The organism is Amycolatopsis thailandensis (assembly GCF_042723255.1).
Classification (GTDB): domain Bacteria; phylum Actinomycetota; class Actinomycetes; order Mycobacteriales; family Pseudonocardiaceae; genus Amycolatopsis; species Amycolatopsis thailandensis.
In genome coordinates this window covers 50,840-65,869 of the sequence record NZ_JBHXJK010000012.1, presented here as the reverse complement: position 1 = coordinate 65,869, position 15,030 = coordinate 50,840, and the positions used below count along the sequence as shown (strand labels likewise).

The 15,030-nt window shown below is 65.8% G+C and carries 9 protein-coding genes and 1 pseudogene; 6 read left to right on the top strand and 4 right to left on the bottom strand.

Going from position 1 to position 15,030, the window contains the following annotated elements; all coding sequences use genetic code 11:
* Nucleotides 1–69: 69 nt before the first annotated feature.
* On the top strand, nucleotides 70–1,440 hold the full coding sequence (locus ACFWMR_RS07300) for a hypothetical protein (RefSeq protein ID WP_378377747.1): 1,371 nt from the start codon (nucleotides 70–72) through the stop codon (nucleotides 1,438–1,440).
* Nucleotides 1,441–1,804: 364 nt separating this feature from the next.
* Here the strand turns inward: ACFWMR_RS07300 and ACFWMR_RS07295 are convergent, their stop codons facing one another.
* Entirely contained in the window at nucleotides 1,805–2,200 is a 396-nt protein-coding gene (locus ACFWMR_RS07295) for a hypothetical protein (protein ID WP_378377746.1), read from the bottom strand.
* A gap of 221 nt (nucleotides 2,201–2,421) precedes the next feature.
* Here ACFWMR_RS07295 and ACFWMR_RS07290 point away from each other — a divergent pair, with 221 nt between their 5' ends.
* Nucleotides 2,422–3,000 (top strand): AAA family ATPase, encoded by a 579-nt coding sequence (locus ACFWMR_RS07290; RefSeq protein ID WP_378377745.1) that lies wholly within the window; start codon nucleotides 2,422–2,424, stop codon nucleotides 2,998–3,000.
* Between the two features lie 190 nt (nucleotides 3,001–3,190).
* Here the strand turns inward: ACFWMR_RS07290 and ACFWMR_RS07285 are convergent, their stop codons facing one another.
* Nucleotides 3,191–4,009: an inositol monophosphatase family protein gene (locus tag ACFWMR_RS07285; RefSeq protein WP_378377744.1), complete on the bottom strand. Its 819-nt coding sequence runs from the start codon at nucleotides 4,007–4,009 to the stop codon at nucleotides 3,191–3,193.
* Between the two features lie 556 nt (nucleotides 4,010–4,565).
* On the opposite strand from ACFWMR_RS07285, the gene ACFWMR_RS07280 reads away from it, so the two are divergent.
* Nucleotides 4,566–8,189: a trypsin-like peptidase domain-containing protein gene (locus ACFWMR_RS07280; protein ID WP_378377743.1), complete on the top strand. Its 3,624-nt coding sequence runs from the start codon at nucleotides 4,566–4,568 to the stop codon at nucleotides 8,187–8,189.
* Nucleotides 8,190–8,191: 2 nt separating this feature from the next.
* Here the strand turns inward: ACFWMR_RS07280 and ACFWMR_RS07275 are convergent, their stop codons facing one another.
* Both ACFWMR_RS07275 and ACFWMR_RS07270 read right to left on the bottom strand, forming a co-directional pair.
* Nucleotides 8,192–12,379 carry an AAA family ATPase gene (locus tag ACFWMR_RS07275; RefSeq protein ID WP_378377742.1) on the bottom strand — a complete coding sequence of 1,396 codons (4,188 nt, stop codon included), beginning with the start codon at nucleotides 12,377–12,379 and terminating at the stop codon, nucleotides 8,192–8,194.
* Nucleotides 12,372–13,229 carry an alpha/beta fold hydrolase gene (locus tag ACFWMR_RS07270; protein WP_378377741.1) on the bottom strand — a complete coding sequence of 286 codons (858 nt, stop codon included), beginning with the start codon at nucleotides 13,227–13,229 and terminating at the stop codon, nucleotides 12,372–12,374. Before ACFWMR_RS07270 ends, ACFWMR_RS07275 begins: the two co-directional genes overlap by 8 nt.
* A gap of 161 nt (nucleotides 13,230–13,390) precedes the next feature.
* On the opposite strand from ACFWMR_RS07270, the pseudogene ACFWMR_RS07265 reads away from it, so the two are divergent.
* From ACFWMR_RS07265 to ACFWMR_RS07255, 3 genes and pseudogenes are all read left to right on the top strand, one after another.
* Nucleotides 13,391–14,059, top strand: a pseudogene (locus ACFWMR_RS07265) (nSTAND1 domain-containing NTPase); the annotation flags it as partial.
* Entirely contained in the window at nucleotides 13,962–14,429 is a 468-nt protein-coding gene (locus tag ACFWMR_RS07260) for an nSTAND1 domain-containing NTPase (protein ID WP_378377794.1), read from the top strand. The pseudogene ACFWMR_RS07265 and the gene ACFWMR_RS07260, both read left to right, overlap by 98 nt.
* Nucleotides 14,416–14,796, top strand: a complete 381-nt coding sequence (locus tag ACFWMR_RS07255) for an nSTAND1 domain-containing NTPase (protein WP_378377740.1) — start codon at nucleotides 14,416–14,418, stop codon at nucleotides 14,794–14,796. Before ACFWMR_RS07260 ends, ACFWMR_RS07255 begins: the two co-directional genes overlap by 14 nt.
* Nucleotides 14,797–15,030 lie beyond the last annotated feature (234 nt).

Here is a 15,030-nt window from a genome sequence, read left to right as displayed (position 1 = left end):
CAGCCGCTTGTCTCGACGAAGGGGCCACAGGGCGGTCGGCCGCCGAACGACCTGCAGAAGCTGTTGACGATGACCAATGTGCGAGAAGTCGCTGTCCTGTGCGCGACCGTCGGCGAGCTGATCCGGAAGGTCTTCGGCTCATACACCCGGTTCGAGACCTTCGCCAAGGACAACAACAAGCGGGTCGGCCGGACGCTGACGACGAAACTGGGTCGCCCTGTGCTGCCGCTGTTCCATGAGATCGAGACAGTCGTTGAGTGCTGCGAGCTGGCTGAACCGAATCTTCTGCAGGGCACCGTGCTGTCGGATTTGAAGCAGTTACACGACGACGCCGTGCGCGCCCAAGAGGCTAAGAAGACCGGTACCCTGCAGCGCGCGGACGTCGACTCTCCTACGTCCGGTGACTCGACAGTCGTCGAGATCGTGCGCGATCTGGTGGCGACCAATCGGCAGCTCACCGAAGACCTTCACTGGGAACGTCAGCACCGCACTAGGTCACCGGAAGCTCCGACCGTCGAGGCGGTCGTCGCACCCGAGGGTGACGCCCCGACGCTGGTCGACGAGGCCACGCTGCAGCGGCTGCGGTTCTTGCCCGAGCACGAATCCGTAGGAAGCGCGGGATGGGACCTGCGCCTGATCGTGTTGCCGATGCTGTTCGCAGCGGCCGCGGGTGGCGTGGTGTGGCTGGGCTGGCCGGTGTGGGCGGTGGTAGTGGCCAGCGTGGTGGCCCTGGGGTTGTTCTCCTGGTCGATCTACCGCGTGATGACGACGTCGCTGGTGCAGCACCTCGTCAGCGCCCCGTCCGCGGCCGCGACGGCCCGGCCCCTCCGGACGGTGTGGTGGCTGGCCGAGGACGAGAAATGCCTCGCAGTGCTCCAGCCTCGCCCCGCCTCCCGCTGTAGCACTGCACTGCACCGATGGATCCACGGCGACGCGCACCCGGCCACGACGACGTTCACCGGCAGGCTGCGCGTACCCCGGGTCGCCGGACTGCGCCCAGACCGCATCGGTTCCACCTACACCGCGGTGGACTGGAAGCTGATCGATCTCGACAGCGGCCACGTCCTTGGCGAGGGCACCCTGTGGTCGGAAAACGGGCCGTCACGCGTCGCCAAGTTCGCCGTCACCGTGGCCGGCCACTGCCGTGTCGGGCTCACCCTGACAGCTGGATGCCCCACCAAGATCACGCTGGCCCGCGGACGCTTCGGCGCCGGGATTCCCTACCCTCAATGGTGGAGAGGCGCCCTGCTCAACCACACCCAGCACGCCCACCACCGCCTCCGGCGGCAACGCACCGCCGCACTCGACCGGCGCCGCCCAGACCTTCCGCCCGCCGAGGAACGCCAATACTCAACCGCGCTACGCGACATACGACGTCAAGTCCGTGGCATGACGGAGTTGACCGCCCCTGCTCGCCGACGATGGTGGCAACGCCGCTGACCAAGGCCTGGCCTAGCTGCAGACCGAACTCGATCTCGTCGACCTTCACGTCGGCTTCGACTCGCCGCACGGCGTCGGCCAGGCCTGTCTGGACCTCGTCGCGCAGGAGCGTCACGACCTGATCGGGGCGTCAAAACCTTACCCGCGAGCAACGCGCCGAGCCGGGCCATCTCGGCGGCCACGGCGTCGCAGCCGCTTCCCCGTGCTCATCTCGGCCTCGATTCGCTCGGAAACGCGTTCGTGAACCTGGATCGAGCCTCCCAATAAACGTGCGGGTTTCCGAACACCGCGACATGGCGGAACGCCCGCCGGCTGCCACGACGAGGTCCTAGTCCGGGAGGCGATCGTTTCCGAACACGCTAGGTCAGCCAGACTGTCCCGACTCACCGCGCTTGCCGTAGGTCTCGCCCTGATTGATCACCTGGATCTGCCCGGTCCCGGCCGGGCGCGTCGGCGGCACGATCACGAGCGTGATCTTCAGGCCGTCGACCTCGTCCGGGCGCCGCTGCGCCGACACGGACAGGTTGATCGTGATCCACTCCCCCGCCTCGGGGCCACCGGCGGTCCGGCACGCGGTGCAGACGTGCGAGGTCGTCCCATACCAATGCGAGTAGCCCGTGATCGCCCCGGCCACCGACAGATCGCACCCCAGGGGCAACGCGAACCGGCCGTCGGTGACCTGTGACGAACCGCGATACCTGTCACCGGTCGCGGATGCGATCTTGCGGGTTTGTCCGCATCGGATCACGGTTGTTGTCACTGACTGACCACGCTAGTTGTCACCGTGGTCGGGGGTCGTCACTGGGCCTAAGTCGGCCAGGGTGACACTCAGCCGCAGTGGGCGCTCTCTCGCGTCGAGGTCGCACAGGTGAACCCGCATAGCTGACGATGCTGCATGGAGCCGTAGATGAGGCCGAGCGCGCGACATGCGGCTACACGAGATGTCTGAAACGGCTCGGGTACTGGACGTAGGGTGACGTTATGGCTCGTCTGATCCACCTCAATGGTCCTTCTGGCGTGGGAAAGTCGACTCTCGCCCGCCGCTATGCCAACGAGCATCCGGGAACCCTTGCGCTCGATCTGGATGTACTGGCGGGGTTCATCGGCGGGTGGAAGGAGAACTTCTTCGCGGCCTTGGAGATGGCACGGGACCACGGCCGGGAGCTAGCCTTGAGGCACCTACGCCAAGGATATGACGTGATACTTCCGCAGCTGGTGACCGTTCATGACCGCGATCCGGATCCGGATCCGGCCTTCGAGGCAGTGGCCCTCGGGGCTGGGGCTACTTACATCGAAGTGGCTCTCGTCATCGACGACCGCGCATATCGGCAACGCCTGCGTGGCAAACGCCCAGTCAACGATGTCGAGGCACATCTCCAGGCGATGCTGGAAGGTCCCGATTCTGACCTGGCCGACAGGATCCGCGGTCACCTTGATGAGTGTCTTACCAGCCGTCCGCGCGTGATCCAGCTGGATACAACCGGCGTCGGGGAGGACGAGTCATACGTGCGCCTCCTGAAGGCACTCGACGCGACGCAGGAAGACGCATTGTTGTCCTAGACGGGTAAATTCCGCTCATCGAGCCATGTTCACTACGCGGAGACATAGCCTGCAAGCAGCACACCGCAGTGGCTGAGCTCCTCTGTAGGCCTGTTGAGCGTGGCTGTTGTACAGCGTGACGGTCAGATGCCGTCAGTGTTGTTGCTCGGAGATTATGGCCGAGCCTCAGTCAACGTGCATGAGGGGCCGCTCAGTCTTTGCGGTGGCGTGTCACGAGGTCGATCAAGCCTTGGTGGGTCTCGGGATCGGATGCCGCGACCAGTCCTTGGATGCCGGTGTGCACTGCTTGCCCGGCGAGGTTGGTCACCACGCAGCCTGCTGCCTGGCATAGGGCGATGCCGCTGGTGAAGTGCACGCTGTCCCGCAAGTGCCCGTCGGTGATGTAGGCGGCCCGCCGTCCGGCCGCGACCCAGGCCAAAGCCAGTGTTGTGGATACCACACGGGGGCGGAAGTCATCGGTGAAGGCACCGTCCACCAGCATCCGTGCTGCGCGGAACGACACGGCATTGGGGAAAGATGGATCGAGATTGACATCCACGAGGCGGTCGCCCGCACCAGGCACCAGGGGCTCGTCGCGGCCGTCGCGGCGGAGGAATGCGCCGGAGCCACTGGTCCAGAAGACCTCACCGAACAGTGGGTCCGCAGACACGGCCACTATTACGTCGCGTGCTGCGCGCAGGGCGATGTTGACCGCAACCAGCGGCGTCTGCGCGGCGTAGTTCACGGTGCCGCACAGAGGGTCGACCAGCCAGGTCCGCGACCCGTTCCCTGTGTTCGCGCCGTACTCTTCACCGAGGATCACATCGCGCGGGTACGCCTCCCTCAGGACCTTCCGGATCACGCGCTCCGCGGCGAGGTCCACGCCAGTGGCGAAATCTTTGTCGCCCTTCTCGAATCGCTTGACGGCGCCTCCATAGGAACGCCGGATCACCTCGCACGCGGCGTTGACAGCACGGATCGCCACCTCCACGTCGGAGTCAGCTCGCATCTTCGTGACCACTTCATCCACAAATCGGATTCTTCCATCCACGGCAATCCCGTCGATCGGCGTGCCGGAGCGTTGAATGGCTGAACGTCCAGGGCAACTTGAGTGCAACTTGCCAACAATCATCTCCCCTGGCAACTGAAGCGCTCAGTTGTAGCGGTCCGGCCCGTCGCCCCCTTCTGGCGAGCAGGAATGCGCTTCGATGTCGCGGTGAATGTGGTTGAGCGGACCCGTTGGTCGCACACCTGTGGCTGGACTGACCTGGTGACGGCGGAGAACACCTTCCTCGATGCTTGTGGGCAGCCCACTGGGCAGCCCACTGGCCCGTGTACGACCACGGCGGGCACGCCCTGAGGACACGGGCCAGGCTGAGCCGGGACCGTCCTAGGCTTCCGTGGCGACCGCAGGGTGCGAGGCGGGCGTCAGCATCGGTCGAGCATGTTCGACAGCGCGGTTCGTTCCGGGACTGTGATCGTCAGCCCACACATGCCGGTTCGTGCCATTGGGTAACAGCTCTGGCCACGGCCTGGAGTTCGACGTCGAACCTGCGATAATGGTGCGCCTTCAGGGGAGGTGGCAGGTGCTTGCTTCGACGTGGGCCACTGTCGAGCTGCTCAGCCTGCCGCTCGTGACACCGTCCGGTGCGGGACGGGGCACCGGATTCTTCGTGGCCCCAGGCCTGCTTCTCACCAGTGGAGATGTCATCGCGGAGGGACTCCCCCTGGTCGATGACGACCTCTTCCTGCGGACCGTGCCCCAAGCCGCCGACTTCGACCTCATCAGCGATCCCGCTGATGAGGAGTTCGCGCTACTGCGTGCTTCTGACCGGCAGAGGGAACCGTACGCGGCGCTGTCAGACGACGTCGCTGTCGGCGACACTCTTCAGGTCTTCGGCTTCGCCGTCGGCGATCCCAGGAAGCTCCTCACCGCGTCTCTCCGATTGTCCGAGCCTTCCCAGTTCACCGTGGTGGACGGGAGGATCGAAGCAGGCTTCAGCGGCGGACCGGTGGTGAACGAGCGAACAGGTGCCGTATGCGGCGTGGCGCGGTACGAGAACGGTACCGCCAGGGTAATGCCGATCAGCGATATGCTCCAGCGCTTCCCCGGCTTTTGTCCTGCTCCGCGCTTTTCCCATCGATGGCTGGAACTGCTCGACGACGAGCAGCGTGAGGCTTTACGAAGCCGACGCCCCGGCGCGTCTCGGTTGGCTGAGTATCAAACAGCGATCGCGGGGTCTGGCGCGAGACCGTTGCTCGGAGACATGCTCGGGGTGACCGCACCAGCCGTGAAGATCCGGCTGCGCTCCGATGACCGACGGGATCCCTCGGTCACCGAGGTCCAGCAGGACCACCTGATTCTCCATCCGGACGCCCAGCTCGTCGGCGGCAAGGGCGCGGGAAAATCCAGCATGCTCCGGCAACTCACGGTCATGCTGGCAGGTCAGCGAATCCAGGGTGAAGGCGACCTCGTGCCCGTTCCGGTGAAGGCCAAGGCACTGGCGACCCACGGCACGGTGCCCGAGCTTCTCGCCAAAGGGGTGGCCGACGGTGCCGATCTCGATCTGAGCCTGGACGCGCTGACCGCCTTGTTCGCGGAACCACCCTTCGACGGCGGCCGATGGTTCGTCCTCGTCGACGGATTCTCGGAGGTGCGCGACCCCCAATGGTCGAACATGGTGCTGCAGCGGATCCGGCGAGAGCGCGACGACGGCAAGTACGCTTTCCTTCTGGCGGCGGATTCGCTGAGCCGGCACGAGCTGGACGTCATCTCCCGCGACGGGCGAGATCCGACGTACGCGCTCGGTGCTCTCGGCGATGGAGAGCTCTTGTCACTGGCCGAGAAGTGGCTGCGCGAGCTCGACGTACCCCGCGGAGCGGCCTCGGCAACAGGATTCCTCGAACGCGTCGCCGAAGCCGGGGCCAGTGAGCTGGCCGCGCTGCCGTTACCCGCGACCATGTTCGCCGTCCTGTACACGGCGGAGCCGGGCCGGGCCTTGCCACAGAACAAAGCTGCACTCTACGGCGCGTTCATCGGCCTACTCCTCGAACGCCGGCTGCCTGGACGGGAGTACCTGCTCGAGCCCATCGTCGAGGTGCTCAAGGAACTCGCCTGCGCGGGCCCAGAACCGGGTCGTCTGTCTGTTCCGGCCAACGACGATTTCGACCAGAACGCCCTGTCCACGAGACGGTGGCCGCACCTCGTGCACGACCTTCTGACCAGCAGCGGACTGATAGCCGACGTTCAAAACGAGTTCCTGGTCGATCGCCAGGCAGGCAGCGTGGTCTTCACCGACGAGACGGTCCGTGACTACCTGACGGCTTGCCGCCTCGCGGATCAGCACCCGAATCCGAGTCGTCTCAAGGCAAGCCGAGTCCTGGATACGTCGGGCGGCCTCGGCACGGTCAAGGCGTTCCTTGTCGGCATCTGGGCCGCTGAAGAGAAGAACATCGCCAGACCCCTGCTGCGTCTGCTCAAACGCCGGAACCCGGTCGCGGCCTATCGATTCGTCGCCGATCTCCCCAGCCAGGGAATATCCCTTCCACCCACCGTTCGCAAGACCTTGAGCAAACGGCTTTCCGAGCGAGTCGCCAGTGTGCGCGCGGTGCATACCGAGCGGAGAGAAGCGGGAGCGATACTCCGCCGGTTGGACAAAAGCGCCGCCATCCGAGTGTACGAGACGCTCGCGAGATTGCAGCCAGAGGACGCGCGTGCCTACGAAGCGATCGATATCCTGCTGAAGCACGCACCTTCCCTGGCTGTCTCGAGCCTGCTCTCCAAGTGCAAAGACCGCAGGATAAACGCCTGGCAGAAGCTGATTTTCGCCAGGATGCTGTATGACGCGGACGCCGCACAAGGAATGCATTGGCTGACGCTTCTCGTGCGCAATGGCCCGGATGACGTCTGGCCCGAGGCCGTCCAGGTGGTCAGCACCTTCGATCGCGAGCACGGTATTCTTCTTCTGCAGGAGAAGATCGCCACAGCCGTCCGGGACTCGCAACGACTACAGGCAGCCCAGTTACTGATGTCTTTCGATCCTGACCTGGGCACCGCGGAGCTGTCTCAGCTCACTCGGGATCAAGGCATCGAGCCACAAGTGCGGTTGGCGGCGGCCGTCGTGGCCATGCCCCGCCTCCCGGACAATGGAGCCGGGCTCTTCGCCCATCTTGCCGGCGAAGACCGGCTTGACCCGGAAATCCGGATCAAAGCGTGCGAGCACTTGGGCGATGACGATCGAGCCGTCCGCGTACTCGACATCTTGGCGACGGACAGCACTGTCGAAGCCGCCATCCGCTGCACGGCCGCCGAGCTCCACTTCCGGCTCAGACCGGACAGTGGACTTCCGATGCTGCTGGATCTCATCGCCGATCCGCGACTGGGTCACAGCCGGATCGCGGCGGCACGAGCGGTGGGCCGCCGAGAGCGGGACCACGCAGCCGGTCTACTGGCCGGACTCGCCGATGATCAGGCGAACGACGTGACACTACGGCGAAGTGCCGGGCTGGCCTTGGTGGAATTCGACAAGGCGGCCGCGGCGGCAGTGCTAACACGCTTGGCCAAGACCGGGGGCGGACATCACCGTCTCGCGGCGGCGGTCGCGCTGGCCGGGGTCGACCAGCAGGCAGGCATCGACGTGCTCTGGGCGATCATCCGCAGCTTCGCTCAGCTGGAGACAAGGGAAAAGGCGGCCGCGGAACTCACCAAACTCGATCGCGGCGACGGGAAGGCGGCATACGGCTTGCTGGTGGACGACCTGCGGCTCCCCGTCGACACGAGGATTCGGCTGAGCAGGTTATTGGCACGCTACGACAAGGCAGCGGCGATCGCGGCCGTGCGAAGGATCGTGGACTCCCCGATAGCGACACAGAGACAGCGGTCGGCCGCCTTGACACAACTGGGGCAGTTCAGCCCCCGGGAAGCCATGGCGCTCCGGTCCAAGCAGGCGAACGCTTCAGCGGCGCCACCCACGAGCACACGCGAACTGGACAAGCTGGCGAAGCTCAGCAAGCCACGGCAGATCAAGGCGTACAACGAGCGAATCGGCAACGCCAAACTCGATGCCTCCGACCGGTTGGAGGCCGCGGACCGACTCACCTCGTTGAGCCCCAAGGAGGCGCGAGCCGGGTTCGAATTGATCGAGGCGGACCGAAAGGTGCCGAAGAAATTCAGGGACAAAGCAGCCAAGGCCGCGCGCAAGATTCGCTGAACTCAGATCCGCAGTGCGAGAATTCCTTGATTGGTCCCGACGATCAGCCTGTCGGCCGCCGCGAACGCCAGCGCCTTGATCTCGGCATCGAGGTAGACCGTACGAGATTTGCCGTCCAGGTCCTCGATTTCGACAAAGTATGTGCGCGCGATGGCGAAGCCGCGGCGCGCGTGGTAGGCGATCGCGGTTATGCTCTCCTTGCCGGATCTTTCCTCGATCAGGCTCAACCCGGTACTCACCCGCAGACCGAACATACTCGTTTTCCCGTTCCCCAGCGTCCACAGGCGGAAAACACCGTCCTGACCACCTGCGGCCAGGACGTTCCTGCCGTCTACCCTGGCGAATACGGCCACCGCCGATTCCGGTTTCGCTTCGGTGAACGAACCGCGGACAGGGCCCCACAGGACACCGTGTTCACTTTCCGAACCGATGGGGAGACGTTCGACCCGGCCGGTCGCCCGTCCGACCGAGACGGCCAAGATCGGATAGAGATAGCCGACGAGTGGGCTGGTCATCCGAGCACCGGTCTCGAGATTCCACGCGTCGACCGAGCCGTCGCTGCCACCGCTGACAGCCACCAGCTGCTTGTCGGCGATCGTGCAGGCGACCGCCCGTACCGGATGACCGTGGTTCAACTGTCTCCTTCGCGCCTCGCCGGTCTCCAGGTCCCAGATGCGGATGACGCCGTCTTCACTGCCGCTGAGCAGGATCGCCGTGCCCGCGACGCTGCCCACCGCGATCGCGCGTACTTCGGCCGAATGCCCCTCGAGCGGCTCACCGAACGGTTTCCCGGTTTCGGCGTCCCACAACCGGATCGTCGCGTCGTCGCTACCGCTCACGACGACCACCCGGTTACGGACCCTGGCGATCGCGATGCACCGGAGGCCCCGGAGATGGCTGCTTTCGAAAGATTTGTCGCCGTTGTGGACGGCCAGGTCGTGTACCCGGACGGTGCGGTCGTCGCCGCCACTGATCGCCAGAGGCTGGCCGTCGAGCCCGCCGAAACCCACCGCGTGGATACTGCTTTCGTGGCCCGCGAAGGAGTGGGCGAACTCGGAGCCGGTGTTCAGGTCCCAGGTGCGGATCTTCCGGTCGGTGTGGCCACAGACCACGATGAGCCGCCCATCCAGGTATCGTGCGGCGACGGCACGGGCCGGGTTGCTGCGGCTGTCGATGATTCTGCCGACCACCTCACCGGTCATCAGATCGAACGCGCCGATCGAGCCGTCCGAGCTGCTCGTCACGACGATCAGGCGCTCGGCGGTCTCGACGGTGTCCATCGCGACGACCGACGACATTCCCCGGTTCCACTTGCGAGAACCCGCCTGGCCGCTGAGCAGGTCCCAGACCCGGATCATGCCGTCGAGTGCGCCGCTGATCGCGAGTGGCCGCAGCCTGGTAGAGATCTTAACCGCCGTGATGCTGTCCTTGTGCCCCTCGAAACAGGCCCTCGCTTGTCCGGTCGACAAGTCCCACGCCCGGACCGTTCGGTCGAACGAACCCGTGACGAGTGTGGGCACTCCGTCGACCTCGGCGAACGCCATCGCCCGGATCTGGTGTATGTGCCCGGTCAGCGGCGCGCCGATGGGCATCCCGCTGCCGTAGTCCCAGACGTGCACCTGCATATCGTCGCCGCCGCTGACCAGGATCGGCTTGCTCTCCAGCTCCCCGAGCACCACCGCGTAGACCGCGCCCCTGTTCGTTTCGATCGCTCGTTTGTCCGGAACCCCGGTGGCCAGATCCCACATCTTGATCGTGCCGTCCTCAGAACCGCTGACGACGACCGGATGACCGTAGGGATCACCTACGGCGATCGACGTCACTCGCGCCTGATGTGCTTTGACAGTCAGGTTTCGGCTGCGCCGCACCCACTGCGCCCACAAGGTACGCCAAGGTGGTTCCGGCCATTCCGCCGCGATGTTCTTCGCCAGAACGGTGGCGCGATGACAGTGCGCGGCCAGTTCGAGGTACGAGGCGTGCTCACCGACCGGTTTGTTCCACAGATGTTTGAGCGTCCTGCTGTAGGCCTGCGCCGCCGGACTTCGCATGGTGTCGTCGTCGGCGGCCAAGGCCGTCAGCAGGGGGGCGCGCTCGGCATTGAGCAGATACACCGGATCGGCCAGCAGGTTTTCGAGTGTCCCTGCCTTCTCCGCGTGGGTCGCGAGATGGCGCAGCGCGTAGGTGTGCGCTCGCCACCAGTCGACCTTCCCGTTCGCTGTCGTCGCACGGTCGATCCAGAACTCGAAGATGGCCTGATGCGAGGCCCGCTCGTCCCGGTCTTCTCGTAGATGCTCAGCCAGCGCTTCGTGGTAGAGCCGGTAAACCGAACGCTCTCGTTCCTCGGCCTCGATGACATAGAAGCCGGCTTTATCGACAAGCCAATCGATATCCGCCATCGTGTAGCTCCGCCCGGCCAATACCGTGGCTTGCGCGGCCCAGATGTCTTCCCATGGCAAACCGCTACCCCGCGCGTAGGCCAGTGGCGCCAGCAGGTCACGTGCCTTTTCCGCTTCGGCTCCGAGTCGCCCGTCGAGGTCCAAGCGCATTGCCTCGGCCGCGTAGCGGGGAAGCGCCGCTCTCCACCGATCGCTGTAGGGATTGGGGATGTCCTCGCGGAGCGCGAGACTTCGTCCGGTGATGAGTGCCACCAGAAACGACTGTCCGGCTGCCGTTCCCACCGCTGTCGCGACCGCATCGAGCACATGCGGCGGAGCGGCGGGGTACGGCGAATCCGGGACCAGGTCGAGGAGACACCTCTTCACGTAGGTAGTGACACTCTCCGGATCGGCGTAGCGCTCGGAGTCGAGATCGAGCGCTTCGAACGGTCCGCCGAGCTTGCCGAGGAGAGGCGTACGGGTACCGAGCAGCAACCGCAGCCTGCTGCGAGGCGCACCACGGAGAAGCGGGGAAAGTACCCGCATCACGAGTTCGTCGGCGTCGGTCGCTTCGTCGAGTGCGTCGATCACGGCGACGAACGGGCGTTGCCGATCCGCGAGTTCGGCGAGCAGGTCGCCCGGCGTGGTCGCTTCGATCTCGGCGTCCTGGCAAAGCTTGGCCAGGACCTGAGCGCTGGTCTGGCCACGGGCGTGGATGAAGGTGTCGATTCCCCTGCGCGGCGGAATGGTCTCAGGAGGCAGCTGGTCCAACCGGGGTACCTTCTGCCGGTGCTGGGGATGCGCGAGCACTGTCAGCCGGGACAACAGCGCCGATTTCCCGGAGCCGGGTGCGCCATGGACCACTCGGCTGCGGCCATCGCGATCGAGATCCCGCAACCAGTCGCAGAGATCCTTGAGTGCCTCGTGGCGACCGGTGAACAACCATTTGTCGGCCTGCGGACGGTCCAGCCCCTGTGCCCTGGGGAGAACATGGTCCTTCAGATCCCGATCACGTTCCTGCCGCCGTTCGTAGTCGAACTGTGTGCGGAGGTCGAGGCCGCGAAGCCAGGTGTTGAACCGCGGGTTGGGGAGGAACTTGCTCTCGCTTTCTCCCGCACCCAGCCGTTGCGCATGTTGCGACGGTGCCTTGTCAGGGTCCGAGTTGATCATCGAGACGACCGTGTCCAGTTTGAGGAACGGCACGTCGTGACCACCGCTGCCGCGGTGCGTGATGGCGCGCTCCAGCGCTTGGGTGAAAGTCCCTGCCAGCGCCTCTTCGCTCGGCCGCGTCGCGGTCAAGATCTCGAAACCCGGCTGGTTCGCCAGTCCGCGAAGCCTGCCCAGCGCGGCGGTGCCGAACCTGCTCATTTCCGCGCCCGCCTTGCCTGCGTGGCAGGTGTCGAGAACGATGAGCAGTCGCTGTACCCGGCTGCCGACCCAAAGCCACCTGGCCAGGTCACCGGCCAGCAACCCGGTGCCGACCAGATCTTCTGTGGTGTCGACGAGCGGGAACAGGAACTCGCCGCTGTCATCCACTTGGCCATGCCCGGTGTAGTAGAAGACGACGTGGTCTTCGGACGTCATCGCCTTCGAGGTGACGACCTCCCTGATCCCCGCGCGGAGATCCGCGAAACGCATATCCGCCGTGAAACCGGGGGCCTGCCGGTACCCGAGCCCGGACTCGGGTGCCGTGAACAACCGCACCATCCGGTCGATCTCTCCCGAAAGCTCTGGTCGGTCACCGAGGTCGGGGCAATGCGGGTGCCGGGTGGTTCCGGTCGCGATCAGGATCCGCCGCGGCCGCCGGTCAGACATGACGGAAGGCCGCCGCGATCGCGCGGCCGGTGGCTTCGCTCGTCAGGTACCGGGTGGCGTCATGGGCTCGAGCCCCGCAATGGACGACCGTCGTCGAGACCCGATCACCGAAGAGGGGTCGCAAATCCTTGCGCAGTGCCAAGATGTCGCCGTCATCGACTATGTTCGCCCATCCCGCCGCCGACCCGGGCCATCGACCCAGACCGTGTTCGTCTGCAGGCGGCCGCAATCGGTCGAAGACCAGGTTCCGGATGCCGAGCGGCGATCCCAGTGTGACCAGGGTGTGCACCGGCCATTCAGGGTGAGCACAGAGTGCTTCGTAGGCGACCACGGATCCCAGCGAATGGCCGACCAGAACCCGGGTGTCCGTGCCGACCGCGTCGGCGACTCGCTCGATAGCGGCTTTTCGGACGTGTTCATCGGTGAAATAGTTTCTGACCTGCTTGAGCGAGAAGATCATCGCTCGTTCCGCGATCCCGGCAAAGAATTTCGAATTGCTCAGCGCGTCAAGGGCCCGTTGGACCGACCTGGGCGTACGGGCCAGCGTCCGCTCGTCCGGGCCGACGAGTGCGGTGTCGTGGCGTGCCGCGTGTTCCCACCAGGTCTCCAAGAGGCCGAGTTCGATCTCGTCTCGGACGTCATCAGCCTCATACCAAGGTACTTCGCTGGACAAGGTCCGTGAGGCCGGCCGGAACACATCGCCGTAGAAGGCGCAGATCAGGTCGGCCGGCTCGAGACCGGCCCCCGCTCGTCGCAAGCCATCGAGCATGGCGGGGAACCAATTCGAATGCATGACCGCTTCCCCACGATATTCGTTGCCGATGCCGTGGACGCCAACCACCAGTGCCAAGATCCCTCATTCCTGACCGCGACGTGTTCCCGGACACCCTAGCGACAACTTCGTTGGCACGTCGACGGTCTCGACGAAGGGCATCACCACGACGCCGTCGGCATTCTTCACCTGGATGACGCGGTCGGCGTCGTGGACCATGTCGGGTGGGGGTGGGGTGGATGCCGCGTGAGGAAAACCCGTTGGCCGCCGGGAACGGGCCGTTAGTGGAGTTCGCACGAGATTTGCGGCTATTGCGCGAAAAAGCGGGTAAGCCGACCTATCGCGTGCTCAGCGCGCGAGCGCATTACTCGGAGGCCGCGCTGTCGCAGGCCGCCGCGAGGCGGAAGCTCCCCAGCCTCGACGTGACGCTGGCGTACGTGCGGGCGTGCGACGGGGACGCCGAAGAGTGGGAGCGTCGGTGGCGCGAGCTGTCGGTCGCTCCGCAGCCGCCCGCGCCGCCGGACCTGGACGAGTTGCCGTACACCGGGCTCGCGCCGTTCCGGGCCGAGGACGCGGCTCAGTTCTTCGGCCGGGAAGCGCTCGTGGAGGAAGTGCTCGACCGGCTGACCCGGCATCGGGGCGTGGTGGTCGTCGGCGCGTCGGGCACCGGCAAGACCTCGGTGCTGCGAGCGGGGGTGACACCAAAACTGGCCGGGCCCACCGTCGTGCTGACGCCGGGGCCGCATCCGCTCGAGGAGTGCCTCATCCGGCTGGCGCGCCTGGCGGACATGCCGGTCGCACGGCCGACGGATGATCCGCGGGGACTGCACCACGTCGTCCGGCGGATCGCCCCCGAAGAGGGTGAACTGGTGCTGGTCGTCGACCAGTTCGAAGAGGTGTTCACGCTCTGCGCCGACCGCACCGAGCGGATCCGGTTCATCGACCAGTTGCTCACGGCGGCGGACCGCCGAGCACAGCAACTGCCGGGTGGTGCTGAGCGTGCGCGCCGACTTCTACGGGGATTGTGTCGGGCATCCCGCGCTGTCGCACGCCTTGCGCGAAGAGCAGGTGACGGTCGAGCCGATGACGATCGACGAGCTGCGCCAGGCGGTCGTCCGCCCCGCCGCGCTCGTGGGCTGCCGGGTGGAGACCGCGCTGGTCGCCCGGGTCGTCGCCGACGCCGCCGGGCAACACGGCGTGCTGCCACTGGTCTCCCACGTGTTGATGGAGACGTGGCGACGTCGTCGTGGCACGACGTTGACCGTTGAAGGGGTATGAGGCCGCGGGCGGGATCGAGCACGCCGTCGCGCATACGGCCGAGGTCACGTTCACCGCGCTTTCCCCCGGACATCGGCGCACCGCCCAGCAGGTGTTCCTGCGGCTGTGCGCACTCGGCGAGGGAACCAAGGACACCAAGCGGCGGGCGAGCCGGGACGAACTCGACCAGCTCGGCGGCGATGTCCGGTCGGTACTGGAGCACCTGGCGACCGCGCGGCTGCTCGTGCTGGGCGAGGACAGCGTGGAAATCGCGCACGAGGCCCTCATCCGGTCTTGGCCGCGTCTGCGCGAATGGCTCTCCGAGGACCGCGAGGGGCTGCGCGTGCACCGCGACCGAGAATCGGCAGCACCGTACCGCACCAGCTAGGCAGGCTGCGTTGAAGCGCTTCGAGCGGCTGGTTGGCCCTGACGGCATTCTCGATGCCCCGACCCGGCAAGAGCGAGCCGCCGCCGCAAGAAGGGCGCACTTTCAACGACTCGCACTCCTCAGCTCCATCGCACGCCGACGAAGAAGGGGTCAAGGGGTCGCAGGTTCGAATCCTGTCAGCCCGACCGGAACGAAGAGCCGCTTGATTTGGATGAGAGTCCAAATCAAGCGGCT